The sequence below is a fragment of the Ruegeria sp. AB11 genome (genome assembly GCF_056536325.1).
Map to the genome: position 1 here is coordinate 2,200,375 of NZ_JBQFJO010000001.1, position 24,227 is coordinate 2,224,601.

The window sequence follows — 24,227 nt, forward strand, 5'->3', positions numbered from 1 at the left end:
CGACAGCGGACCGGGGCTTTCAGAAACGGACCGATCAGTCGTCGGACGACATCGCCCGCCAGATCAGCGCGCCAATTGCGCCACCAATCAGGGGCGCCACCCAGAACAACCAAAGCTGAGCTAGTGCTGGACCGTCGGCAAACAGCGCCACGCCAGTTGACCGGGCAGGGTTTACCGAGGTGTTCGTCACTGGAATCGAAATCAGATGGATCAGCGTCAGCCCCAACCCAATGGCAATCGGCGCGAATCCTGCCGGAGCACCGCTGGACGTTGCCCCCAAAATGATCACGATGAAGAAGGCCGTCATGACGATTTCGATTACCAACGCGGACATCATCGAATACCCTTCGGGTGAGGCCTCGCCATACCCGTTCGAGGCAAACCCTCCCACACCTTCAAAACCCGGCGCTCCGCTGACGATTAAATAGAGCACGGCTGCTGCCGCGATGGCTCCGATCACCTGAGCGATCCAATAAGGGATCAGATCTTTGGCGTCGAACCGCCCGCCTATCATTAGGCCAAGGCTGACTGCCGGGTTGAAATGCCCGCCCGAGATATGCCCGACCGCGTAGGCCATGGTCAGCACTGTCAGGCCAAAGGCAAAAGAGACGCCCAGCCAGCCGATACCCACATCGGCGACACCCGCAGCCAGAACCGCGCTACCGCAGCCTCCAAGTACCAGCCAAAAAGTGCCAAAGAATTCAGCCATAAGTTTCGATGACATGAAAAGTCCTCCAGAAAACAATGGTTTTAAGACTAATTCATAAAGTTCGTTTTGTGAAACTGACGTCTGCGGGGAATTTCTTAGACTCTTTCACAGCGAGTGGAAACTATCCAGTGCGTCCGTAGAACGTCTGGCGCGCGCTTTCCGATAATGAGATGCCGTGTTCAGTATTGTAGGCGAGCACGGCAAGAATACGGGTCTGTTCACCCTCGTTTGGTGCAACCCGATGGATCGAATTCCGGCCGCGGAAGAACACCAGCGTTCCAGCGCTGGCGTCAAGCCGATTAACTGGGGTACGGCCATCAAGGATGTCACCAACCGCGTCAAAGCTCATCTCACCGGCATCTGCATTGCGCACATCACGAACGTACTCAAATGACCCGCCCTGTTCCGGAGGTTGCACCATCAAAGTGATCGCGAATGAAGAGTTGTCGAAGTGCCATCCCAACTCTTGACCTTGCTCGGCAAAATGCAGGTTAATGGACGACAACGGGTCGGCATATTCATACAGCGCGTCTTCTTCCAGCACGTCGCATAGAAAGGCGCGGAATACATTTGAATCATATAACGCCCGCAGGGCGGAGGATTCGGCAATTTGATCATCTGTCAGGCAACCTTTTGAGGATGTTACCAGCCTGTTGCGCGGGTGATCAGGATTGTAGGCAGGGTCCTTCGGGCTGAGATAGACCGTATGTTTTTCGGTCTTCGCATAAACCTTTTCCCGGTTGGCTAGACCCTCGGCCCGAATCGAAGATATCGCACGCTCTTTGACAAAACCCGGCATCTCCAGCACACCGTCGCGTTGATAGCTCTGTCTGAGTTTCGCGCAAAATTCCGCATCCTCGATCGGGTATGTGGTGAGGTCAACAATATCTGCCAGTTCCATTGAGCCTCCAGGCCGTTGAGTGCAATTTTCCTAACCGGTGTAGGACTTATTCTGTAACCGAGAAACAAAAAAAACGCCGCGATCAGGATCGCGGCGTTTCAGCAGGACAGAATGACCTGTCGTTATTGTTTGACTTCTGCCGCAGGGTTGGCACCCGATTTGCCGCCGCGACCGGGGTTCAGCGGGTCGTCCTGACGCTGGACCGAACCTTCGAAATGGGCACCGCTTTCGATGGCGATGGTCTTGTGGATGATGTCACCTTCGACCCGTGCGGTCGAGGTCAGGCGGACCTTCAGGCCACGTACGCGGCCCACGATGCGGCCGTTGACGACGACGTCATCGGCAGTAACTTCACCCTTGATGGTGGCAGTCTCGCCGATGGTCAGCAGATGGGCACGGATGTCACCTTCTACGGTGCCTTCAACCTGAATATCGCCCGAGGTTTTCAGGTTTCCGGTGATGTGAAGATCCGAGGACAGGACCGATGCGGGTGGCTTTGGCTTGGGCGGGGTGCTTGCCTTGGTTTCAGCCGGTGCAGGAGCCGCCGGAGTGGCCGGTGCGGCTGGTTTTGCTGCCTCAGTCTCTTTCGATCCGGGTTCGTTGATTTTGCTCTTAGAAAACATTTCTCGCAGCCTTGATGTAAGTCATTGGGTTAACAGGTTTTCCGTTCACACGGACCTCGTAGTGCAAGTGTGTGCCGGTCGACCGTCCGGTGCTACCCATATCAGCAATATGATCCCCGCGCGAGACCCTTTGACCAACCTTTACGCGTACCTTGGTGTTATGAGCGTAAAGTGTCTCAATCCCAAAGGCGTGCTTGATCTTAACCAGCCGTCCGAAGCCCGATTGCCAGCCTGCATGAGTGACAACACCATCAGCGGTCGCGAAGATATCGGTGCCCGAGGGGCCGGCAAAATCAGCGCCGTTATGCATGCGGCGACCGCCGGTCTTGGGATCGCGCCGCGTACCGTAGCCGCTGGTGAAACGAACCGCTGCACGCACCGGGCTGGCGAAGGGGGCCTTTTCGGCAGCGATGCGATAGAGGTTAAGCTGGTCCATCTGTTCCAGCAGGATATTTGCGCGGATCTGGTCGGGGGTCAGTTCCTCACCGCGCGTACTAAGGGATAAAGGGGTCAGCGGACCGCCCATACCGCTATATCCACGACGAACCTCGTCGAGGATACGATCTGTGGGCATGCCCGCGTTGCGGAACATCTTGTCGAGGGGTTCGACCGAGATCACCATGGCCTCTTCCAACTGGCGGAAAATCTCGTCGCTGCGTTCCTGCATCAAGCGAATTTCAAGTTCCAGCTCATCGCGCTGATGCAGCGCGCCTTGTGCGTCAGCCGCAATCTGGTCGCGCTGTGCAGCGGTCCTAGCCAGAGCGTCTGTCATGAATGCCATTTGCGCGGGATTGGCCGATGCCGCCATATACGCAGAATCTCCACCGGTGCTTTGTTGCAGTTCGGCCAATTCAATTCGAGCATCTTCACGCTGTTTCATCGTGGCGCGCAGTGTGGTCTGGATTACCTCGATGCCGGTCTCCAACTCGCGGCGGCGGTTCTCGGATTCCAGTAACTCGGACTGCATGACCGAAATCTGTTCCAGCGCCGCGTTGAACCTGTCATGGGCAGCCAAAGCCTCGGCAGCGCGCGTATCGCGTTCATCCGACAGGATATTCAGGCGCTCTTGATAGGTTGCTTGATCGCGCTTGGCTTGTTCCCGGAAATTGCCAGACCCAATACTGTCCATCAGCAGGATCGACGTGGCAATGGCGGTCCAGGCGACCATTACCCCGACACCAGCGACGGCGGCGATCTGGGTCTCCGAACTTAGCCGGATAAACCGTGTATCATTGTCAGATTTCAGAAAAACCCGGCGCTCTGGAAAGTGCCGCTCAAGCAGTGAGTGTAGTTTAATTGCCAGACGTGTCCGCACGCGTCCTACCTCAATTGTCCCCATATCTCGGAGCCGGTCGTGAGTGAGTAGCCGCTCCTTGACGCGATTGCATAAAGGGGTCGGGGCATTCGGGCAAGTTTGTTAACCAATCGAGCGCAATGAACGGAGTTTTACCGCATGTGATCGGCGGGAATTTGCCGATAGCAGGCGTTTGCTGTCAGTCTGATACAACTCCGGGTGGTGGTAGGTCTTCGGTCAGGGGCCAATAGAAATCAGGGGGCAGCCCGGCTTCGGCGCGCTTCTCTTCGTTGAAGGGTGGTTTTAGCGCTCCGTGGAAATAGCGGCGCACAAGGGCGTGAAACACATCCTTGGGATCCGCATTCTCGCGCCCGCACAGAAAGTGAAACCATTTCGAGCCATAGGCAACATGGCCGACCTCTTCGGCATAGATCACCTCAAGCGCGGCAACGGCGTCATCAGCCTTGGCCTTGCGGAAGATGTCTATCATGCCAGGGGTCACATCCAGCCCGCGCGCCTCAAGAACCATCGGGACCACGGCAAGGCGGCCCATCAGGTCCTCGGCGGTGTCCTCGGCGGCGCGCCACATTCCCGCATGGGCGGGCAGGGCGCCATAATGGCTGCCCATTTGTTCGAGGCAGTCGCAGACCATCTCGAAATGGCGCGATTCTTCTTCGGCACATTTCACCCAATCGTCATAGTAGCCGATGGGCATCGGCACATGGCCAAATCGGGCAATGATGTCCCAATGCAGGTCCACGGCGTTCAACTCTATATGCGCGACGGCGTGTAACAGCGCGATACGGCCCGCCTCGGACCCGGGCCTGCGGCGGGGCACATCCCGAGGCGACAATAGTTCGGGCTTTTCAGGCCGCGCAGGGTAAAGCGGTGGCTCGGCGGTGCCCACTTCGATCTTGGGCGCGTCGCCCTGCCGGGATGTAAACCAGGCAGCGGCGTATTGTTTGGACAGGGCGGTTTTCTCGCGTCCGACCGATGTGGTTAAAACCTCAGTCGCCATTTCGGTCAGTGTTTTTGACACGCTTGCCCCCTTACGCTGCAGTCCGCGCGGGTCATACCCTTGATGCCCGCGCGGGTCGAGAGGGTCAGAGTGCGCGCGCAGCCTCAAGCACTTCGTCCACATGGCCCGGCACTTTCACCTTGCGCCAGATACGGGCTATTTTGCCCTCGGCATCGATCAGAAAGGTTGAACGTTCAATGCCCATCGATTTCCGCCCATACATGTTCTTTTCGACCCAAACGCCATAATCCTCGCACACGGTCTGACCCTCGTCGGACAAAAGTGGCGTGGTCAGGCCGTGCTTTGCGACGAATTTGTCGTGCTTTGCCACGGTATCGCGCGATATGCCGAAAACGTTAGCACCCGCATCCGCAAAGGCTTGCAGTTGTTCCGAGAAACCGATGGATTCCTTAGTGCAGCCCGGCGTATCATCGCGGGGGTAGAAAAATAGAACGACGGCACGGCCACGTTGTTCCGACAGGGACACCTCGCCGCCGCCATCGCGGGGCAGAGTAAAGTCGGGTGCGATGTCTGAGACTTCGGGCATATTCAAACTCCGGCTGAGAAATTAACGGTCGCCGCTTATCATAGGGCTCCGTGTGCAGGTTGAAAGGCGTGGGACGTAAATTGGTCCAGCAAGAACAGCAGGATGACGCCGGTTCGGTTAAAAAGCCCCGACGTCGGTCGCGTCGACGGACTGCTGGCTTGTGGACACTGCGCGGTGTCTTCATTCTTGTTCTTCTGGCACTGGTCTCAGGCTTCATGGTGGTGGGGCAGCGCATGCACGCGCCGGATTGGCTACGTGATCGGGTTGAAACTCGGTTAGATCAGGCGCTGGGCGGCGTCAAAGTGCGGTTCGGCGATGTCAGCTTTATCATTCATGAAGGCTGGCGTCCTCGATTGCGTTTGACCGATGTCCGCATCAGTGACGGGGGCGGACGGCAGATCGCCGAAGTGTCCGACCTGCGGGCCAGCCTTTCTATGCGCCCGCTGCTGCGCGGTCATGTGCGGCCCAAGCGGATCATCCTGCAAGGCGCGCAGATCGCTTTGACAAGGGGTGTGGACGGAGCCCTTTCTCTGACGGTGGGTGCGGGCAGTGCGCCGGTCGGGCAAGCTCCGAATCTGGCGCAGCTGATCGAGGCCTCGGACGAGGTGTTCCAGGCGCCTGTCTTGTCAGCCCTGACCTCGGTTGAACTGGATGCAATTACGTTGGACTATCAGGATCTGCGGCTGGGCCGGTCCTGGGTGCTGGATGGTGGGCGCATTCAGGCGACCCGCAGCGCGGGCGAGGTTCGACTGGCCACCAGCTTTTCGGTACTTGCCGGGCGGGATTACGTAAGCACGATCGAGGCCAATTATACCAGTTCGCTTGGCAGCCCTGCCGCACAGTTTGGCATTTCGATCACCGATCTGCCTTCCGAAGATATTGGCGGACACAGCCCAGCTCTTGCATGGATGCAGGTGTTGCGCACGCCCATCTCTGGTGCTTTGCGTGGTAGCGTGGACCCCGAAGGCGCGCTGGGCCCGGTCTTTGCCACACTGAACCTCGGTGCGGGTGCGGTGCAGCCGACACCAGAAACAACACCGATCAAGTTTGAATCGGCGAGAACCTATTTTACATACGATCCAAAGCTGCAGGCGCTGGACTTTAATGAGGTCTCGATCAATTCCGCTTGGGGAACAGTGCAGGCGGATGGAATGACCTTCCTGAAGGGGGTCAAAGCCGGCGGCTTGGAGAGCATGTCAGGGCAGTTCCGTTTGAGCGGGATTGAGATTAATCCCGTGGATCTGTTCCCTGAACCGCTGAACCTTTCGCAGGCCGAGGTGGACTTTCAGATGAAACTGGCCCCGTTCCGGCTGCAGTTGGGCCAGATGTCAATTGAAGATGGTGAACATCGCGCGCGCCTGAGCGGGTCATTGGCCGGTCTGTCCGAAGGTTGGGTTGCCGAGATTGACGCGCAGATCGACCAGATGAGCTCTGATCAATTGTTGAAATACTGGCCAGAACGTCTTGCGCCGAAACCACGTCTCTGGGTCACTGAAAACCTGTATCAGGGCGAAATGTCGGATCTGGATTTCGCTCTGCGTCTGCGGCCAGGAGAAAAACCCGACATCTATGCCGATTTTGAGTTCGAAGAAACCAAGGTCCGGTTCGCCAAGACGCTTCCGCCCATTCAGGATGCACAAGGGCAGGCCAGTCTGCTGAACGGACGGTTTACGGTCTCGGCGCAGAAGGGGATCGTAATCGCGGACGAGGGCGGTGCGGTTGATGCTTCGGGCACTTCGTTTATCATTCCAGACACCCGTATCAAGAAATCCACGCCCGGGATCGCCCGCGTGCAGGCCAAGGGTAGCGTGACGGCTGCCCTGTCTTTATTGGATCGACCACCGCTGCAATTATTGACCAAGGCTAATCTTCCCATTGAGCTGGCAGAAGGTCAGGTCAGTCTTTCGGGTACGTTGTCGTTGCCCATGATCAAGGGCTTGAAGCTTAAAGACACACGATTCCATTTTCTGGGGGAACTGGTCGATCTGGACAGTGACAGGCTGGTGCCGGGGTTTGAAGTCAGTGCCGACCAACTCGATCTGACGGGGGATCAAACGCAGGTCGCCATTTCGGGCGAGGGCTTGTTTGGCGTCGTACCAGTTCAAGCTACCTGGCGACAGCCCATCGGCGGCGACACCGCGCAACGTAGTGAGCTGACGGGGCAGATTGAAGTCTCTCCACGCCTGATGGAACAGATAAATGCCGGCTTACCCAAAGGGATGCTAACTGGACAGGGGTTGGCTGACTTTACATTGGGTATCGGCGCAGGTGAACCGCCACTTCTGAACGCAAACTCAGACCTGGTGGGGGTGGCTTTGGCCATCCCTGAGTTGGGGTGGAGGAAAGGGGCAAGCAGCAACGGCACCCTGACGGCTGAAGCGACGCTAGGCGCGCAACTCAACGTCGATGAGCTGCGTATCGAGGCGGCGGGGCTGCGAACATCGGCCACGATCTCTTTCAGAGATGGTGGGTTTGACCGCGTGCGCTTCAGCTCATTTGAATTGGGCAACTGGTTGGCTGTTCCTGCGGAATTGATCGGGCGAGGGGCGGCTTTACCGGATATCCGTGTGTTGGGCGGCGTGCTTAATCTGGGTAAATCGACCTTGGGTGAAGGGGCTAGCAGCGGAGGTAGGGCAGCTGGACCTGGGCCGAAACTCGACGTCACATTGGACCGGTTACAGGTTACCGAGACGGTGGCATTGACCGGGCTAACCGGCTTGTTTCAAACCACAGGCGGGTTGACGGGTGGATTCGCAGCTCAAGTCAACGGCGGCGCGCGGATCAAAGGCCAGGTGACGCCGCGCGATAATCGAACAGCGGTTGGGCTGACTTCCGAAGATGCGGGTGCGGTTCTGCGTTCGGCTGGTGTTCTGACGCAGGCGCGTGGCGGGTCCATGCAATTGCAACTCGACCCGATTGCCGAGCCCGGAAACTACGACGTTGACCTAAAAATCAAGAATACACGGATCACCGACGCTCCCGCGATGGCGGCCTTGTTGAACGCGATCAGTCTGGTGGGGCTGTTGGACGAGATGGCGGGACAGGGCATATTCTTTGCAGCCATCGATAGCAAAATGCGCATCACCCCGACCGAAGTGAAGGTTTTAAGTGGCAGCGCCGTGGGGCCATCTATGGGACTTTCATTCGAGGGCACCATTGATACGGTGACTCAAATGCTGAACCTGCGCGGCGCGATCTCGCCAATTTATCTGGTTAATGCGATTGGCAGTGTTCTGTCGAAGAAGGGCGAGGGGATTTTCGCCTTCAATTATACCCTGACCGGCCCACTGAGCGATCCAAAGGTTTCTGTCAATCCGCTGTCCGGGCTGGCCCCGTTGTTCCTGCGAAACTTGTTGCGCGAGCCCGCGCCGACTGTCTCGGATGGCCCAAATGCAACGCCTGACCGATCGGACCAACCCCATCCGGCTGTGCAATCACGCGGCGAGGACCGTTGATCTGAGCGGTGGCCGAATCTGTTGGGCCGATGTATGGCGCGGCCATGAAACTCAGCGATTTTGATTTCCATCTGCCCGAACACTTGATTGCAACACGGCCTGCCAGCCCGCGCTCATCGGCACGCCTGCTACTTGCGCAGCAGGATACCATTCGGGATCAGCGTGTCCACGAACTACCGGACATATTGCTCCCTGGGGACCGGCTGGTTTTGAACGACACGCGTGTCATCCCGGCACGCCTGAACGGTCGCCGCCATCGCAGCAGCGCACAGGGGCCTGTGTCCGCAGCGATCGAAGCGACGCTGCTGGACCCGCAATCCGACGGCTGCTGGGCTGCACTGATCAAACCGTTAAAGAAGGTCAAACTCGGCGAAGAAATTGTGTTTTCAGATGATCTAAGTGCGACCCTGGATCGCGTTGCTGATGGCCAGGCCTTTCTGCGTTTCAACCGGACCGGAGAGGATTTCGACCAAGCCTTGGAGCAGGCTGGCGCGATGCCATTGCCGCCTTATATTGCGGCGAAACGTGCTGCGGACGAACAGGATAAGACCGATTATCAAACTGTATGGGCGCGGAACTCTGGTGCTGTTGCAGCCCCGACAGCGTCGCTGCATTTCGACGATGCGTTGCTTCAAGCGCTGTCAGCACGTGGTGTCGAGTTTACCCATGTCACTTTGCATGTGGGCGCAGGCACCTTTCTGCCAGTTAAGGTCGAGGACGTGGCGACCCACAAAATGCATGCTGAATGGGGCCGTGTCAGCGCGCAGGCCGCAGCCGATATCGCCGCGACCAAAGCAGCCGGTGGGCGGATCATTCCTGTGGGCACGACGGCCTTACGTCTGATCGAAAGTGCTGCACGTTCAGGGCAGATCGAACCGTGGGAAGGTGAGACCGACATATTCATTTACCCCGGATTTCAGTTTCACGTCACTGATGCGTTGATGACTAACTTTCATCTGCCGAAATCCACACTGTTAATGTTGGTTTCCGCGTTGATGGGACAGGATCGAGTCAAGTCAATTTATGATCACGCGATCGCGGATGAATATCGCTTTTTCTCCTACGGCGACGCATCTCTTTTGATCCCCTAGTCGCATCTGTTTCATCCGCGCCGCAACAATGTCGTAGACAGGCGCGACGCGGATAGTATTTGATCGCAAAGCGAACAAAACAAATCAGCAATTTGGGTTGGCAGAATGCTTCAGGTTCTTTCCAGCGCTTGGGCGCTTCTTCTGGGTATGGGATTGCTGATGGTCGGCAACGGCCTGCAGGGCACTCTGCTGGGCGTGCGTGGCGAGATTGAGGGGTTTTCTACCCTCGAAATGTCATTTGTAATGTCCGCCTATTTTGTTGGATTTCTCGGCGGTTCGCGTTTGGCGCCCGAAATGATCCGTCGCGTCGGTCATGTGCGCGTATTCGCAGCACTGGCTTCGTTTATTTCGGCCGTCATGATCATGTATCCGATGCTTGCCGATCCCATTGCCTGGTCGCTGGGCCGGGTCGTGATCGGATTCTGTTTCTCGGGTGTGTATGTGACCGCTGAGAGCTGGCTGAACAACGCCGCAAACAACGAGAACCGAGGACAGGCCCTTTCGCTTTATATGATCGTGCAGATGGCGGGTGTGGTCAGCGCTCAGGCCCTGCTGCTGGTTGGTGACCCCGCCGGGTATGAAACCTTTGTCATCGCGTCGATTCTGGTTTCGATCTCGTTTGCACCCATTTTGTTGTCGATCTCTCCTACACCTGCGTTTGACACCACCAAGCCGATGACCCTGCGCCAGTTGATGGAAACATCACCGCTGGGCTGCGTTGGCATGTTCTTGTTGGGCGGGATTTTCTCGGCTCAATTCGGTATGAGCGCCGTTTATGGTGCGCAAGTAGGTTTGAGTCTGGTTGAAATTTCGATCTTCGTGGCGGTGTTCTATATTGGAGCGGTATTGCTTCAGTTTCCACTGGGCTGGATGTCCGACCGGATGGATCGTCGCGTATTGATTATACTGGTCTCGGCAGTTGGCGGGGTCGGTGCCGTTATTGGCATGGTGCTGGGCGTAACATTCACAATGCTTCTTGTTGCGGCCTTCTTTATTGGCGGCATGACAAGCCCGCTTTATTCCCTGCTGATAGCTTATACCAACGATTATCTGGAATATGATGATATGTCGGCGGCCTCGGGCGGATTGGTATTCATCAATGGCCTTGGAGCTATCGCCGGGCCGATTATTACCGGCTGGCTGATGGGCACAGGCGTTGTCGGGCCAAAGGGTTTCTTTCTGTTTATCGCCACGCTGATGTTTGCCATGGCCGCCTACGCCGCCTATCGGATGACCCAGCGAGTCTACACGCCGGTGGATGAGACGGGCGCGATCGCTCCGATCTATCCAACTTCGTCACCTGTTGCGCTGGAAGTCGCCCAAGAGGTTGCTATTGAAGCAGCGCAAGATGAGCAAGATGCGCAAGAACCCGCCCGTGCGCCGGAATTGTGACTTTAGTGTTGCAATATGTTACTGTCACAAATCTGTAAAAGTGATTTTAATGACGTTACGTCCTGGGGAGGACAATTACGGAGTCTAGGGCAATGGCAGGTCCTGAAGAAGTATTGAGTTTTTGGTTAGATGAGGTCGGCCCCGAGGGGTGGTACCTACAGGATGAAGCGCTGGATGCGCGGATCCGAGACAAATTTCTTTCAACCTGGAAAGCAGCGTGTGAAGGCAAGTTTTCGCTCTGGCTGACCTATCCCAGCGGGACGCTGGCTTACATTATCCTTTTGGATCAGTTGCCTCGCAATATGTTCCGGGGCAGCAAGCAAGCCTTTGCATCCGATAGGGCGGCACTGGCGGCAGCAAAATGCGCGGTCGACAAGGGCTGGGATCTAAAGATCGATGAACCCGCGCGGCAGTTCTTCTATCTGCCAATGATGCACTCGGAAAATTTGTGCGATCAGGAGCGTTGTGTACGCATGATGCTTGAGCGGATGCCCGAAAGTGGCGACAGTAATCTGCTGCATGCGCGCGCGCATCGCGAGGTGATCCGAAAATTCGGTCGTTTCCCATACCGAAACGATGCACTGGAAAGGGCAACTACCGATCACGAAGCCGCATATGTGAGCAATGGTGGCTACGGCTCTACAGTGCGTGAATTGCAGGCCGCGACCTAGGTCGCGGGCTCGCAACCCTTGATGATCAATATCCGGTTGGTGATGTTGTCTGCAGAAGTCGTGATCGCATAGTTGATCAGGTCTTCCGGACGTTCGACAAGGTTCGCCAAGCGAGATTGGGTGTTTTCAAGCTTCCCCTCCAAACTGTTCAAGCGTTGCAGGGCGGCGCTCAGCTGTTGGCGCATGGTTTCATCTAGCTGCGCTCTCTGGCCAAATGAGGCAAGATCGCTGCGCAGCTCTGTCAGCTCTACTCGAATGCCTTGCGCCTGTTCGCGCAATGGCGCCACTGCTTGCAAATTCTCAGCAAATCCGGTCCGAATTTGGTCTGCGGATTGCAAAAGTTTCCACCCCAGGAAGAGGCATAAGGCCAGCAATATCAATGTCGCGTTCAAAAAAGCCAGTAATAAGTCCTTGAGGGTGTTGGCCATGTTTCGCCTTTCGAAATATGGTGGATATCAAAAACAAATGGTTCCGAAGTCTCCGTTCTAGCCTTTGCGGCGGCACGGGTATAGGCTGAATTCAGCTTGATAATGGCGAAATTACCCTGCGTCACATATGTCGCGGGAAGTTATGTTGATGCGTTGGGAAAAATAGTTTAACGGTAAACTAGTTTTTAAACCGATCTGTGCCGAGAGGGAAACATGGCTGCACAATCCTATGATCTGATCGTAATCGGGGCTGGCCCCGGTGGCTATGTGGCCGCTATTCGCGCGGCACAATTGGGCCTTAAGACCGCTGTCGTTGAACGCGAGCATTTGGGCGGCATCTGCCTGAACTGGGGCTGTATCCCCACAAAGGCGCTGTTGCGGTCATCGGAAGTGTTCCATCTGATGGAGCGTGCCAAGGATTTTGGCCTGAAAGCTGACAAGGTCGGTTACGATCTGGACGCCGTGGTCAAACGCTCGCGCGGGGTTGCGGCGCAGCTTTCCGGCGGCATCGGTCACCTGTTGAAGAAAAACAAAGTGGCCGTTGTGATGGGAGAGGCGACTATTCCGGCCAAAGGCAAGGTCAGCGTGAAAACTGACAAAGGCACCGAGGAGCTGACAGCGAAGAACATCGTTCTGGCCACTGGCGCCCGTGCGCGTGAACTGCCGGGGCTCGAGGCTGATGGCGATCTGGTCTGGACCTACAAACACGCGCTGCAGCCGCCGCGGATGCCCAAGAAATTGCTCGTTATCGGTTCGGGCGCGATCGGAATCGAATTCGCCAGTTTCTACAACACGCTGGGAGCAGACACGACTGTTGTCGAAGTCATGGATCGCGTTCTGCCGGTCGAAGATGCTGAGATCAGCGCGTTTGCAAAAAAGGCCTTCACCAAGCAAGGCATGACCATCATGGAAAAAGCAATGGTCAAGCAACTGGACCGCGCCAAGGGCAAAGTAACCGCGCATATCGAGGTGAAAGGTAAGGTCGAGAAGCACGACTTTGACACTGTGATTTCGGCGGTCGGTATTGTCGGCAATGTTGAGAACCTCGGGCTTGAGGCTCTGGGCGTAAAGATTGACCGCACCCATGTTGTGACGGATGAATTCTGCCGTACCGGGGTTGAAGGACTTTATGCGATTGGCGATATCGCTGGCGCGCCGTGGCTTGCGCACAAGGCGAGCCACGAAGGCGTTATGGTCGCTGAGCTTATTGCTGGTAAGCACGCACATCCGGTCAAACCCGAAAGCATCGCTGGCTGTACCTATTGTCAGCCTCAAGTCGCCTCGGTCGGATACAGCGAAGCCAAGGCCAAAGAGTTGGGGTACGACATTAAGGTCGGCCGGTTCCCGTTCATTGGCAATGGCAAGGCCATCGCACTGGGTGAGCCTGAAGGGCTGATCAAAACCGTGTTTGATGCCAAAACCGGTGAACTGCTGGGCGCGCACATGATTGGTGCTGAAGTGACCGAGTTGATCCAGGGCTATGTGGTGGGCCGCCAGTTGGAGACCACCGAAGAAGATCTGATGAACACTGTCTTCCCGCACCCAACGCTGTCGGAAATGATGCATGAAAGCGTGCTGGATGCCTATGGACGCGTGATCCACATGTAAGGATGGGGGCTCAGCCCCCGTCGAGGTATGCCGCGACTCTCCGAGATAGTTATCGCCAGATGAAGCAGGGTATCCGTACTTCATCTGGCTGGAAATATCCCGGAGCGCGAGGCTGAGCCTCGCAAAATACCATGCTTATTTCCTGGTCAAAGCGTCCAGAATGCGCGCCCACGAGCGGATGCCCTTGTGGAAACTTTTGACGTCGTATTTCTCGTTCGGTGAGTGAATGGCGTCGTCGTCATTAGCATAGCCGACCAGCATGGAATCCAAGCCCAACACCGAATTGAAATAACCAACGACAGGGATCGAGCCGCCCATGCCAGTGAAGACGGCCTCGCGGTCCCATTCATCCGAAAGCGCGCCGCGCGCGGCTTCGAATTCGGGGCGATTGAGGTTCATGACCGAGGCGGGCGAGCCCTCAAGGTCGTTATCCCATACTACTTTGGCATCCGATGACAAGCGATCTTCGACATGTTTGCGGATTCGATTGCGCAACGCATCTGGATCCATATCGCCAACCAGACGGCAGGTAATCTTGCAATGCGCCTCGGACGGGATCACGGTTTTGGAGCCAGCGCCGTTGTAGCCTCCCCACAAGCCGTTCACTTCCAGCGTCGGCCGCGCCCATTGTTGTTCGAGCGTCGAATACCCCTTTTCGCCGTGTGGTTCGGAGTAGCCAACAGAGTTCAGGTATTCCGCTTCGTCGAAACCACAATTCTGCCATTGGCGCAGTTGCTCCGCTGGGACTTCGTGCACGCCTTCGTAGAAGCCGTCGACCGCTACGCGACCGGTGTCTTCGTCGTAGAATGAGGCAACGATGCGCGATAGCTCTCGCAGCGGGTTCAGGCCGGGTCCGCCATAATGGCCTGAATGCAGGTCGATGCGGGGGCCGATGATGGTGAATTCATCCTTAAGCATGCCGCGCAATTGCGACGCGATTGACGGGACACCTCGCGAGACCATCGAGGTGTCACAGACCAAAGCCAGATCGGCTTGAAGCTCGGCTTTGTTCTCTTCGAGGAACGGCACCAGAGATGGCGATCCGGATTCTTCCTCGCCCTCAAAGAAAAAGGTAATGCGGCAGGGCAGGGAGCCGTGAACCGCTTTCCAGGCGCGGCAAGCTTCTACAAAGGTCATCAATTGACCCTTGTCATCGGAAGACCCACGACCGCGGATCACTTGACCATGTGCGGTGTCTTCCAATGCTGGATCGAAGGGGTCGCGGTTCCACAGTTCCAGCGGGTCAACCGGTTGTACGTCATAATGGCCATAGAACAGAACATGAGGGCCTTCGTTGCCTTCGCCGACATGACCAACAACCATAGGATGGCCCGGGGTTTCTCGCTTTTCAGCGTTGATGCCGATGCTTTTCAAATCATCGACCAACCAGTCTGCGGCTTTGTCGACGTTCTCCTTGAACGCTGGATCAGTGGAAATAGAGGGGATTCGCAGGAACTCCATCAGGCGATCGATAGAGGTTGTCAGATCGGTATCGATCCGGCTCAGTACAGCGTCAAGCGACATGGGTCTCTCCTGAAAGGTCTGGACTTGGCGCAGAGCCTAGCAGCGCAAACGGGGCCGTCCAGCCCGTTTTGCCTTAAGAATCGGTGAATCTGCCTGCGTCGTTTCCTCGCGTCTGGTTGCCGTAACTTTACTTGTCGGATAGCCGCTTAGTAGGTATTTGATGCAAATCAAAGTTGGGTTCAACGGTTCGGCTGTAGGCAGGTCGGACAGGGGAACGCGAAGCCATATATTCAGCCCGTCTGTGATGTGGCAAAAAATATCGCCCGGGGTTATGATAAACCCGGGCATCCAAGGAGGGTCCGTTGGACTATACTGCTCAGCTCGATACTGCGATTGCCAGGCTGCATGACGAAGGACGTTATCGGACCTTTATTGATATCGAACGCCGTAAGGGTCAATTCCCGCACGCCGTGCGGACTTGCCCGGACGGATCACAGCAGAACATCACCGTGTGGTGCGGCAACGATTATCTGGGCATGGGGCAAAACCCCGTGGTGCTGGACGCGATGCATGAGGCGGTAGATGCGACCGGTGCGGGTTCAGGCGGAACACGCAATATATCAGGGACGACTGTCTATCATAAACGTCTCGAAGCTGAGTTGGCCGATCTGCATGGCAAGGAAGCCGCGCTATTGTTCACCAGCGCTTACATTGCAAATGATGCGACCCTGAGCACGTTGCCCAAGCTATTTCCTGGCTTGATCATCTATTCAGACGAGCTGAACCACGCCTCAATGATCGAAGGCGTGCGCCGTAATGGTGGGGCCAAGCGTATATTCCGTCACAATGATGTCGCACATCTGCGCGAATTGCTCGAGGCCGATGACCCGGCAGCCCCCAAGCTGATCGCCTTTGAATCAGTCTACTCGATGGATGGTGATTTTGGTCCGATTGAACAGATTTGTGATCTGGCTGATGAATTCGGAGCTTTGACCTATATCGATGAAGTTCACGCAGTCGGTATGTACGGCGCCCGTGGTGGTGGCGTGACTGAGCGGGATCGCCTTGCTCATCGCATCGACATCATCAATGGAACGCTGGCCAAGGCCTATGGCGTTATGGGGGGCTACATTGCCGCAAGCGAGAAGATGTGTGATGCCATCCGCTCTTACGCGCCCGGTTTTATTTTTACCACGTCCCTGCCACCTGCGGTCGCTGCAGGGGCGGCGGCTTCAGTTGCCTATCTCAAGCGCGCACCGGAATTGCGTGAGCAGCACCAAACCCAGGCCAGCATTCTCAAGCTGCGGCTCAAAGGGCTGGGCTTGCCGCTGATAGATCATGGCAGTCATATCGTGCCGGTGATCGTCGGTAATCCCGTGCATACGAAGATCCTCAGCGACCGGTTGCTGGATGACTATGGAATCTACGTTCAGCCAATCAATTTCCCGACCGTTCCGCGCGGCACCGAACGCTTGCGCTTTACCCCCTCTCCGGTGCATGGGCCTGACGAAATGAACCGTCTGGTGCAGGCGATGGACGAACTTTGGTCACATTGTGCGCTAAATCGCGCCGAACTTGCCGGGTAATGTCACACTAAAGTGTGCAACGAGTTTGCTGCGTGTTACGCTTACGCTAACAAAAGAATTAGACGAATCGTTGTAGGGGCGATTCGCCGCTAGCGTGCAACACGCGACAGGCAAAGATGGGGCAGCAGGAATGATTGGGCGCAGATCACAGCGCGATTCCGAAGAAGACATGGACGTCAGGCCAAAGGGCTTTGACGACTATGAGGTACGACTTGGCGATGTTATGCGCGGTGAACGCGCGACGATGGGCAAATCTCTTTTGGATGTGCAGCGCGAACTTCGGATCAAAGCCAACTACATAGCCGCCATCGAAAATGCTGATCCCGATGCTTTTGACACACCCGGCTTCATCGCTGGGTATGTGCGTTCCTATGCCCGCTATCTGGGGATGAACCCCGATGAGACTTTCGCAAGCTTCTGTCAGGAGAGCGGATTCGAAGTTGCACACGGCATGTCGGCCGAGGCATCGGTAGTCAAGAAAGCCCAAGGTGGTTTGCCCGCTCGCGGGTCGATGGGGCGTGATCCCTTCGTCTCGCCGAACACGCCCTATATTCCCGGTCGCGAATCCGTGGTCAGCCAGATCGAACCGCGGGCCATCGGCTCGACACTTGTGCTGTTGGCCGTAATTGGCGGAATTGGCTATGGCGGCTGGTCGGTTCTGAACCGAATTCAGCAGGTACAGGTCAGCCCGGTCGAGCAAGCGCCGGTTGTACTGACTGATCTTGATCCGCTGGACGCTGCGCAGGTGCGGGCGGACGAGGAGGCCGAATTGGCCAGCGTCGATGCACCAAGCACAGAAGCGCTGGATCGTTTGTATCGCCCGCAAGCGCTGGATGTACCGGTGCTGGTTGCCCGCGATGCCCCGATTTCAACGCTTGATCCGCGTACAGTCGGCACTTTCCGCGCTCCTGAGCTACCGCAGATTCAGGTGACTGAAGTTCATACGGTCGAGCGTCCGGCGTTACCGCAGGTGGTTGAGCAACTGGATACGACGCTGAAGATCGTAGCCGTTAACCCATCGTGGATGCGCGTAACGGCCGCTGATGGCAGTGTCATTTTCGAAGGTACACTGGGTACCGTCGAACAAGGCAGCACGTTCGAAGTACCCCTGACCGAAGAGGCTCCGCTATTGCGAGCTGGCGCATCAGGATCCGTATATTTCTCGATGAATGGTGAACATTTTGGTCCGGTTGGCGCACCCGGCACGGTGACCAAGGGCGTTGTGCTCTCGAAAGATGCAGTTTCCGAAAAATTCGCAGTTGCAGATCTTGAGGCCGAACAGAACAGCGCGCTCAAGCAACTGGTCGCGGAATTGCAGACTAAGCCAGCAGAAGCGCCTGCTGAGTGATCTAGCCATTGCTCCCCTTGGGTTGGCGAACTATCTAAGGGGCAACTCAGGCTGATCTGGACCCTCCCTCATGTCCCTTAATCACGTGCGTCCCTGGCGCGACATCTATCGCCGCAAATCTCGCCAGATCATGGTGGGCAATGTGCCTGTTGGTGGAGATGCGCCGATTGCTGTGCAAACCATGACCAACACGCTGACGACAGATGTGGCAGCGACTGTCGCGCAGGTTCAGGCGGCAGCAGAGGCTGGCGCGGATATTGTTCGGGTGTCGGTCCCGGACGAGGCCTCGGCCAAAGCGCTGAAAGAAATCGTGCGCGAAAGCACGGTTCCAATCGTGGCTGACATTCACTTTCACTACAAACGTGGTATCGAAGCCGCCGAGGCGGGTGCCGCTTGTTTGCGGATCAATCCCGGCAACATCGGTGATGAAAAGCGGGTGAAAGAGGTCATCAAGGCCGCGCGTGACCACAATTGCTCGATACGGATCGGGGTGAATGCGGGTAGTCTGGAAAAACACCTGCTTGAGAAATATGCCGAACCATGCCCCGAGGCGATGGTTGAAAGCGGGCTGGAACACATCCGTATCCTCGAAGACAACGACTTTCACAATTTCAAGATCAGCGTGAAGGCCAGTGACGTCTTTCTATCGGCAGCCGCCTATCAAGGCATCGCCGAAGCCACGGACGCACCGATTCATCTGGGCATCACCGAGGCTGGCGGGTTGGTATCGGGCACGATAAAGTCTGCCATCGGCCTGGGCAATCTGCTGTGGATGGGCATTGGCGACACGATCCGGGTCAGCCTGTCCGCCGATCCGGTGGAGGAGGTGAAGGTGGGCTTTGAGATCCTGAAATCTTTGGGCCTGCGCCATCGCGGTGTGAACATCATCTCATGCCCTTCCTGCGCGCGTCAGGGCTTTGATGTGATCAAAACAGTTGAGGCGTTAGAACATCGACTGGAACACATCAAGACTCCAATGAGTCTGTCGATAATTGGCTGCGTGGTGAATGGGCCGGGCGAAGCCCTAATGACCGATGTCGGCTTTACCGGCGGCGGGGCAGGGTCTGGCATGGTCTATTTGGCGGGAAAAGCCAGCCACAAGATGTCAAACGATCAGATGATCGATCACATCGTGGAACAGGTCGAAAAGAAGGCGGCAGAGTTGGACGCTGCAGCCGAGGCGGCGGAGTAGAGCCTTTTAGCGTTTACTTTGGCAGTGGAAATTGAGAGGTATCAAGGACTAGGGCCTGCTGATCTTCGGTCAAGTATGCCAGTTGCGTAATCAGCCTCTCGTGACTCGGGCCTTTTTGTGGGCGGCCCCACATATCAAAATGCACTCCGCGGCACGGATCGAAGAAACCGTGATAGTCACCAGCCTGTGCCAGAACGATACATCCCAAACCTGCAGGGCTTATGGGGCTGACGATCAACCATTCCACGCGGGCAAATTCCTCGGGACCCAACGCATTCGCAAGCGATCCGTCGTTTAGCACCTCAGCCCAATCCTTCAAAGGGATGGACGCGTCGGCCTGCGACATCGCTGTAGCCATTTCCGTAGGGCTGCGGCGCCAAATGACCACGGGCTTTCCACGAATAACCAGGCGTTTTATTTCACCGGGTGCCCAGCTTACTATCGGAATTGTGTGCAGTCTGGCCTGATAGCTGGATTTTACGTCAGCCGTTGGTTCCATGCTGGACATCAGAAAGTGCGCGCCAATAGCAACTGTCAACAGCGCCCAACCTCCCGTCAAATAATAAAGAATAACGCCTTTTTTCATCACAACAGACTTGAGCAAAACCAGTTTAGTAAATCATGCTTTGATTGAACGCTAATCGAAACGCCTTTCCACTGGGAAGTGCATATTAATCTATCCATCCGTCTCTGAAGGGAATAGCGAAGAGGGTTACTCTGCAAACTTCGGATATATGAAACCGTTCACCGGGTATGAACTGCCGTACCGACCCGGATTGGTTTCCACCCGCACCAGCGTCCAATCATTGTTTTTGGATACGTCCATGACGCCCATTTTCAACGACACTTTGTTGCGGTGCCAGTTTGCATGGTTGATGATGACTTCTCGGTTGGTGACGATATCGGAGACGACGGCGACATGACCCAGAGGCATTCCGCGGGTTGCACGAAACGACATCACAGCACCAACCTCTGGCTCATTGCCCCGGTCAAAGATATTGCCAGCCTTGCCCCACCAGTCCTTGGCATTACCGCGGATCTGGATGCCGCTGAGGTTTCGGGCGTAGGGTACGCACCACACTCTTTGCCCGCGGGCATGCTTTTTCGAAACCTCTTGCAGCGCCATTGCCTGTCGCTCCGGATCAAGATCACTATCGTTTGGATTCTGAGCGCAGGCCGAGACAAAACCGATAAGGCCCATCGCAATCACAGCGCGGGCGGTGACTGGCAGGCGCGGCCAAATCGTATTTGTTTTGCGGTTGCTGATTTGCAAGAATCTTTGATGCCGGTTTGAGTGGTTACAGAGTTTTAAGGTGATCATGCAGCTTGTGAAAAGAGCCCAAAAAGGTCCCGGCAAAATATTGCCGGTTCCCTAGTTCCAAGGTGGTCCAATGCATGCTCAGGAAAGCCCACTCAATCGCTTCAATTCAATTGATAGGTTTGAAGAGAAGGCTCACAAAAGGCTCAATATCCAATGTAGATGGCTGTTGGGCCAAAGGTGAGTTGAACCCATTGGCAAAGTGAACGTCGGGCGATCATTCCAACCTCTGCTCTTAACCTTGTTCTGCTCGAACTCCGTTCGCAATCTGCAGCATCTGATCTGCGGGTAGGTAACCGCGCAGCATTTCAGTGCCCAGAACAAATGAAGGCGTTCCAGAGATTCTTAGTTTTTGTGCCAGCGCGCGGGTTTTGGCGATCTCCTCGGTGACTTCTTCACTGTCCATCGCCGCGATGATCGCGTCGCTGTCCAGTCCCAGCCCGTCAGAGATGCGGCGCAGGGTGACTTCGGACGGCTCACCGCTAAAGGCCAGGAGGGCATCATGAACCTGTTTGTATGCATCATCTCCCGCCACCTGTTTGGTCGCGATGGCAAAGCGGGATGACACGACCGAGGCATCGCCCAAAATTGGCAATTCCTTAATAACCAGACGGATATTGCCGTCCTGGGCCAGCAGGGTCGCCACTTCGGGCATGGCGCGCCGGCAATAGCCGCAGCGATAGTCCATGAACTCAACCAGAGTTATGTCGCCGTCTGGGTTGCCGCCCACCCAGCTATACCCATCGTTGAACAGGTCTTCCGCATTGGCAGCGACGAGTTCTTTGTCGGCATTCGCCTCGGCTGCGGCGTTGCGCTCTTCAAGGATGTTGATCGCCTCGATGATCACCTCCGGATTTGCCAGCAGATATTCGCGCACCTGCGCGCCAAACTCGGCTCTCTCTGCGTCGCTCATGGCGTTCAGGTCAAGCGCCTGCGCGGGGCTGGTGATCAGGGAAAGAGCCAATAGGGCCGGTGCAGCATGTCTCAGGATCATTTCCGTTTCCTTCTTTTGTTCTTTTTCAGGCGCTCCGAGGCAATCAGCACATCCTGCGCCCTTTGCCAACCCGGAGACCCTTCGGGGAGTTGTGCAACCGCGCGTTTAGCATGGATGCCTGCATCAGCAAGACGACCCTGCAGCGCATATCGCTCTGCGGTCACAGCAGACGCCATTCCATTGTTGCCCACCTGCGAATAGGCTAAGCCAAGATCACGCATCAATCGGGCGTTTCGGTAATCTCTTGCCCTTGCTTTTTCAAGAACTTGCAGGGCTTTCTTGGTTTGGCCATCCGCCAGCAGAGCGCGCCCATATCCCGCCAGAATCAGAGAATTGTTCGGTGCCATATCGACTGCGGCACCATAGGCTGCAACAGCCTCGCTCAGGCGTCTGTTCTCCAGCAGAATCTGACCTTTCAGTTCATAGAAAAACGGATCATCGGGGCGGATTGCCAACGCTCCGTCAATCGCGGCGCGGGCGCGGGACAGGTCTCGGTTCTGGTGGTAGGCCGATGCTTCACGCATCAGACGGATGTCGCGGTCGGTTTCCTCGGCTGCACGGCGTAGAGTCCAGGTCGGGGATCGCAAGAAGGCTGACAGTTTTCCTTTTACGCGGGCAAACCAGTAATCTGCGTTTGGGTTCTTTTTAGCTTTGTCACCATACTGATCCAGAAACGTCTCAGCCGCGCGAAGGCGCTCTCGGCTAGTTGGGTGCGAGCGCATATACGGGTCCTGCCTGATTTCGCTCAGCAGTTCCTGCCCGGCAAACTTGCGGTGCAAATCAACCATCCCGCGCGGTGAGATCCCAGCCCAACGCAGATAGCTGGCAGCACTGCGATCGGCCGAGGCTTCTTCGGCGCGTGTATGCCCCAAGAAACTGCGCAATGCCGAAGCCTGAGTGCCCACAGCAATGCCTGCCGCAGCCTCTCCGCCGCCCGCTGCTGCGGCCGCAAGCGCCAGCAGCGTGCCTAGCTGCGCGTTGCGCTGTGCCGCCCGCAGGTTTTCCGAACGGCGTGCAAGGTGACCGTTGGCGATATGGGCGGCCTCATGCGCGATCACCGCCTGCAACATCTCGGGGGTTTCGACGGTCAGGATAAGACCGTAATTCAGGTAGATGGTGTTGTAGTCTATAACAAAAGCATTGAATACGCTGTCATTTACCACCAGTACCCTAACCCGGTTGGTGTTCAGGCCAGCCGCGCGCAAGATCGGAAAGGCAAGTTCTCGTAGGCCGTGTTCTATATCGGGATCGCGGATCAGGCTTTGCGCGTTGGCCTGAACGACACTGACCAACCACGTCACTGCGATCAGCAACACAGCCGGGATTGACGCCAGCCGGGATAAGCGTTCAAAAGCCATGGCTGCAACATGGGAGATGGCCATGAGAAACTCAACCCGTTCCGGGGTCGATCCCTTCATCGTGATGGATGTGATGGAGGCCGCACGCAAGGCAGAAGAGGCCGGGCGGCATGTCATTCATATGGAGGTAGGCCAACCGGGAACCGGGGCACCTAAAGGGGCGACCGAAGCGCTGGCGAGGGCCATGGAACAGGGGCCGCTGGGGTATACGGTGGCTTTGGGTTTGCCCGCGCTCAGGCAGCGGATCGCGCGGTTGTATGGCGAGTGGTATAATGTTGATCTTAACCCCGAACGGGTGGTGATCACACCGGGGTCGTCCGGCGGGTTCCTGCTGACCTTCACGGCGCTTTTCGACAGCGGTGATCGGGTAGGGATCGGGGCACCGGGGTATCCGTCTTATCGGCAAATCCTCAAGGCGCTGGGGTTGGTTCCGGTTGATCTGCCGACTGCGCCTGAAAACCGGCTGCAACCAGTGCCCGCCGATTTCGCGGGGCTCGATCTGCAGGGATTGATGGTTGCTTCACCTGCGAACCCCACAGGAACGATGTTGGACCATGCCGCGATGCAGGCACTGATCGAAGCCGCGCAGGGGAAGGGCGCGTCGTTCATCAGTGACGAGATTTATCACGGGCTGGAATACGAAGCCAAAGCCGTCACTGCGTTGGAGCTGACGGATGAGTGCTATGTGATCAACTCGTTCTCCAAGTATTTCTCGATGACGGGCTGGCGTGTTGGCTGGATGGTTGTGCCCGAAGATCAGGTGCGCGTGGTCGAGCGAATTGCGCAGAACATGTTCATTTGTGCGCCACATGCGAGCCAGGTGGCGGCATTGGCTGCGATGGATTGCGAAGATGAGCTGCAGGCCAATCTGGATGTTTACCGCCGTAATCGTCTGTTGATGCTGGATGGGTTGCCCAAGGCCGGGTTTGCCAATATCGCACCGCCGGATGGGGCGTTTTATGTCTACGCAGATGTCTCGGATTTGACGCAGGATAGCCGTGCCTTTGCGGCCGAGATTCTGGACAAGGCCGGGGTTGCCGTGACACCGGGGCTGGATTTCGATCCGGTGCGCGGGCACACGACGTTGCGTTTTTCTTATGCGCGGTCGAGCGAAGACATTCAGGATGGGCTGGATCGGCTGCAGCGTTTTATGGCCGAGCGAGGCGCGATCCCGCAAACGGCCTAAAGCGTTCACAAAGGCAGGGGATTGCTATAGGCTCTGCCTCAAAC

The 24,227-nt window shown here is 56.6% G+C and carries 21 protein-coding genes; 9 read left to right on the forward strand and 12 right to left on the reverse strand.

What is annotated here, in order from left to right; all coding sequences use genetic code 11:
• Positions 1-34: 34 nt before the first annotated feature.
• From aqpZ to ACR3EJ_RS11130, 6 genes are all read right to left on the reverse strand, one after another.
• Positions 35-724: an aquaporin Z gene (aqpZ, locus tag ACR3EJ_RS11105; RefSeq protein WP_170540546.1), complete on the reverse strand. Its 690-nt coding sequence runs from the start codon at positions 722-724 to the stop codon at positions 35-37.
• 106 nt (positions 725-830) lie between these two features.
• Positions 831-1,610: a 2OG-Fe(II) oxygenase gene (locus ACR3EJ_RS11110; RefSeq protein ID WP_170540543.1), complete on the reverse strand. Its 780-nt coding sequence runs from the start codon at positions 1,608-1,610 to the stop codon at positions 831-833.
• A gap of 122 nt (positions 1,611-1,732) precedes the next feature.
• Entirely contained in the window at positions 1,733-2,233 is a 501-nt protein-coding gene (locus ACR3EJ_RS11115) for a bactofilin family protein (RefSeq protein ID WP_010442130.1), read from the reverse strand.
• Positions 2,223-3,548 (reverse strand): DUF5930 domain-containing protein, encoded by a 1,326-nt coding sequence (locus ACR3EJ_RS11120; protein ID WP_170541648.1) that lies wholly within the window; start codon positions 3,546-3,548, stop codon positions 2,223-2,225. The genes ACR3EJ_RS11115 and ACR3EJ_RS11120 overlap by 11 nt, the downstream gene beginning before the upstream one ends.
• Positions 3,549-3,726: 178 nt before the next feature.
• Positions 3,727-4,545, reverse strand: a complete 819-nt coding sequence (locus ACR3EJ_RS11125) for a ferritin-like domain-containing protein (RefSeq protein ID WP_170541645.1) — start codon at positions 4,543-4,545, stop codon at positions 3,727-3,729.
• An 85-nt stretch (positions 4,546-4,630) separates the two neighbouring features.
• Positions 4,631-5,092 carry a peroxiredoxin family protein gene (locus ACR3EJ_RS11130; RefSeq protein ID WP_170540540.1) on the reverse strand — a complete coding sequence of 154 codons (462 nt, stop codon included), beginning with the start codon at positions 5,090-5,092 and terminating at the stop codon, positions 4,631-4,633.
• A 68-nt stretch (positions 5,093-5,160) separates the two neighbouring features.
• On the opposite strand from ACR3EJ_RS11130, the gene ACR3EJ_RS11135 reads away from it, so the two are divergent.
• The 4 genes from ACR3EJ_RS11135 (at position 5,161) to ACR3EJ_RS11150 (ending at position 11,701) form a co-directional block, all read left to right on the forward strand.
• Positions 5,161-8,547 carry a YhdP family protein gene (locus tag ACR3EJ_RS11135; RefSeq protein WP_480422938.1) on the forward strand — a complete coding sequence of 1,129 codons (3,387 nt, stop codon included), beginning with the start codon at positions 5,161-5,163 and terminating at the stop codon, positions 8,545-8,547.
• 44 nt (positions 8,548-8,591) lie between these two features.
• Positions 8,592-9,638 (forward strand): tRNA preQ1(34) S-adenosylmethionine ribosyltransferase-isomerase QueA, encoded by a 1,047-nt coding sequence (gene queA / locus ACR3EJ_RS11140; RefSeq protein WP_170540533.1) that lies wholly within the window; start codon positions 8,592-8,594, stop codon positions 9,636-9,638.
• A 105-nt stretch (positions 9,639-9,743) separates the two neighbouring features.
• Positions 9,744-11,030 carry an MFS transporter gene (locus ACR3EJ_RS11145; RefSeq protein WP_170472195.1) on the forward strand — a complete coding sequence of 429 codons (1,287 nt, stop codon included), beginning with the start codon at positions 9,744-9,746 and terminating at the stop codon, positions 11,028-11,030.
• A 92-nt stretch (positions 11,031-11,122) separates the two neighbouring features.
• Complete coding sequence (locus ACR3EJ_RS11150; protein ID WP_170472193.1) at positions 11,123-11,701, forward strand: DUF924 family protein; 579 nt, start codon at positions 11,123-11,125, stop codon at positions 11,699-11,701.
• On the opposite strand, the gene ACR3EJ_RS11155 is transcribed toward ACR3EJ_RS11150, so the two are convergent.
• The gene (locus ACR3EJ_RS11155; RefSeq protein ID WP_170540530.1) at positions 11,698-12,129 is read right to left on the reverse strand and encodes a hypothetical protein; all 432 of its coding nucleotides are present in this window, start codon (positions 12,127-12,129) and stop codon (positions 11,698-11,700) included. The two genes, ACR3EJ_RS11150 and ACR3EJ_RS11155, sit on opposite strands and share 4 nt — an antisense overlap.
• Positions 12,130-12,342: 213 nt before the next feature.
• Between ACR3EJ_RS11155 and lpdA the strand changes: the two genes are divergently transcribed.
• Complete coding sequence (lpdA, locus tag ACR3EJ_RS11160) at positions 12,343-13,737, forward strand: dihydrolipoyl dehydrogenase (RefSeq protein ID WP_170540526.1); 1,395 nt, start codon at positions 12,343-12,345, stop codon at positions 13,735-13,737.
• A gap of 135 nt (positions 13,738-13,872) precedes the next feature.
• On the opposite strand, the gene ACR3EJ_RS11165 is transcribed toward lpdA, so the two are convergent.
• Positions 13,873-15,261, reverse strand: coding sequence for a dipeptidase (locus ACR3EJ_RS11165; RefSeq protein ID WP_170540523.1), 1,389 nt, complete (start codon positions 15,259-15,261; stop codon positions 13,873-13,875).
• A gap of 302 nt (positions 15,262-15,563) precedes the next feature.
• Between ACR3EJ_RS11165 and hemA the strand changes: the two genes are divergently transcribed.
• The 3 genes from hemA (at position 15,564) to ispG (ending at position 19,327) form a co-directional block, all read left to right on the forward strand.
• Complete coding sequence (gene hemA, locus ACR3EJ_RS11170; RefSeq protein ID WP_170472185.1) at positions 15,564-16,787, forward strand: 5-aminolevulinate synthase; 1,224 nt, start codon at positions 15,564-15,566, stop codon at positions 16,785-16,787.
• Positions 16,788-16,917: 130 nt separating this feature from the next.
• Positions 16,918-18,135, forward strand: a complete 1,218-nt coding sequence (locus ACR3EJ_RS11175) for a helix-turn-helix domain-containing protein (protein WP_170540520.1) — start codon at positions 16,918-16,920, stop codon at positions 18,133-18,135.
• A 70-nt stretch (positions 18,136-18,205) separates the two neighbouring features.
• Entirely contained in the window at positions 18,206-19,327 is a 1,122-nt protein-coding gene (ispG, locus tag ACR3EJ_RS11180) for a flavodoxin-dependent (E)-4-hydroxy-3-methylbut-2-enyl-diphosphate synthase (protein WP_170540517.1), read from the forward strand.
• 13 nt (positions 19,328-19,340) lie between these two features.
• Here the strand turns inward: ispG and ACR3EJ_RS11185 are convergent, their stop codons facing one another.
• The 4 genes from ACR3EJ_RS11185 to ACR3EJ_RS11200 all read right to left on the reverse strand — a co-directional run bounded on the left by ACR3EJ_RS11185 (position 19,341) and on the right by ACR3EJ_RS11200 (position 23,021).
• The gene (locus ACR3EJ_RS11185) at positions 19,341-19,865 is read right to left on the reverse strand and encodes a Rieske (2Fe-2S) protein (protein ID WP_480422939.1); all 525 of its coding nucleotides are present in this window, start codon (positions 19,863-19,865) and stop codon (positions 19,341-19,343) included.
• Between the two features lie 174 nt (positions 19,866-20,039).
• Positions 20,040-20,648, reverse strand: coding sequence for a CHAP domain-containing protein (locus tag ACR3EJ_RS11190; protein ID WP_170472179.1), 609 nt, complete (start codon positions 20,646-20,648; stop codon positions 20,040-20,042).
• 232 nt (positions 20,649-20,880) lie between these two features.
• The gene (locus tag ACR3EJ_RS11195) at positions 20,881-21,639 is read right to left on the reverse strand and encodes a DsbA family protein (protein WP_170703166.1); all 759 of its coding nucleotides are present in this window, start codon (positions 21,637-21,639) and stop codon (positions 20,881-20,883) included.
• A complete protein-coding gene (locus tag ACR3EJ_RS11200; protein ID WP_170540508.1) occupies positions 21,636-23,021 on the reverse strand; it encodes a M48 family metalloprotease in 1,386 nt (461 codons plus the stop codon). The genes ACR3EJ_RS11195 and ACR3EJ_RS11200 overlap by 4 nt, the downstream gene beginning before the upstream one ends.
• Here ACR3EJ_RS11200 and ACR3EJ_RS11205 point away from each other — a divergent pair.
• Positions 23,020-24,183, forward strand: a complete 1,164-nt coding sequence (locus tag ACR3EJ_RS11205; RefSeq protein ID WP_170540505.1) for a pyridoxal phosphate-dependent aminotransferase — start codon at positions 23,020-23,022, stop codon at positions 24,181-24,183. The two genes, ACR3EJ_RS11200 and ACR3EJ_RS11205, sit on opposite strands and share 2 nt — an antisense overlap.
• Positions 24,184-24,227: the final 44 nt, after the last annotated feature.

Bases quoted from the DNA above. Each gene is read 5' to 3' on its own strand.
- ACR3EJ_RS11155 (WP_170540530.1), bottom strand. From the start codon at position 12,129: ATGGCCAACACCCTCAAGGACTTATTACTGGCTTTTTTGAACGCGACA.
- ACR3EJ_RS11195 (WP_170703166.1), bottom strand. From the start codon at position 21,639: ATGATCCTGAGACATGCTGCACCGGCCCTATTGGCTCTTTCCCTGATC.
- ACR3EJ_RS11190 (WP_170472179.1), bottom strand. From the start codon at position 20,648: ATGATCACCTTAAAACTCTGTAACCACTCAAACCGGCATCAAAGATTC.
- ACR3EJ_RS11130 (WP_170540540.1), bottom strand. From the start codon at position 5,092: ATGCCCGAAGTCTCAGACATCGCACCCGACTTTACTCTGCCCCGCGAT.
- ACR3EJ_RS11150 (WP_170472193.1), top strand. From the start codon at position 11,123: ATGGCAGGTCCTGAAGAAGTATTGAGTTTTTGGTTAGATGAGGTCGGC.
- ACR3EJ_RS11175 (WP_170540520.1), top strand. From the start codon at position 16,918: ATGATTGGGCGCAGATCACAGCGCGATTCCGAAGAAGACATGGACGTC.
- queA (WP_170540533.1), top strand. From the start codon at position 8,592: ATGAAACTCAGCGATTTTGATTTCCATCTGCCCGAACACTTGATTGCA.
- ACR3EJ_RS11115 (WP_010442130.1), bottom strand. From the start codon at position 2,233: ATGTTTTCTAAGAGCAAAATCAACGAACCCGGATCGAAAGAGACTGAG.
- ACR3EJ_RS11145 (WP_170472195.1), top strand. From the start codon at position 9,744: ATGCTTCAGGTTCTTTCCAGCGCTTGGGCGCTTCTTCTGGGTATGGGA.
- ACR3EJ_RS11110 (WP_170540543.1), bottom strand. From the start codon at position 1,610: ATGGAACTGGCAGATATTGTTGACCTCACCACATACCCGATCGAGGAT.
- ACR3EJ_RS11165 (WP_170540523.1), bottom strand. From the start codon at position 15,261: ATGTCGCTTGACGCTGTACTGAGCCGGATCGATACCGATCTGACAACC.
- ACR3EJ_RS11205 (WP_170540505.1), top strand. From the start codon at position 23,020: ATGAGAAACTCAACCCGTTCCGGGGTCGATCCCTTCATCGTGATGGAT.
- ACR3EJ_RS11200 (WP_170540508.1), bottom strand. From the start codon at position 23,021: ATGGCCATCTCCCATGTTGCAGCCATGGCTTTTGAACGCTTATCCCGG.
- lpdA (WP_170540526.1), top strand. From the start codon at position 12,343: ATGGCTGCACAATCCTATGATCTGATCGTAATCGGGGCTGGCCCCGGT.
- ispG (WP_170540517.1), top strand. From the start codon at position 18,206: ATGTCCCTTAATCACGTGCGTCCCTGGCGCGACATCTATCGCCGCAAA.
- ACR3EJ_RS11125 (WP_170541645.1), bottom strand. From the start codon at position 4,545: ATGGCGACTGAGGTTTTAACCACATCGGTCGGACGCGAGAAAACCGCC.
- aqpZ (WP_170540546.1), bottom strand. From the start codon at position 724: ATGTCATCGAAACTTATGGCTGAATTCTTTGGCACTTTTTGGCTGGTA.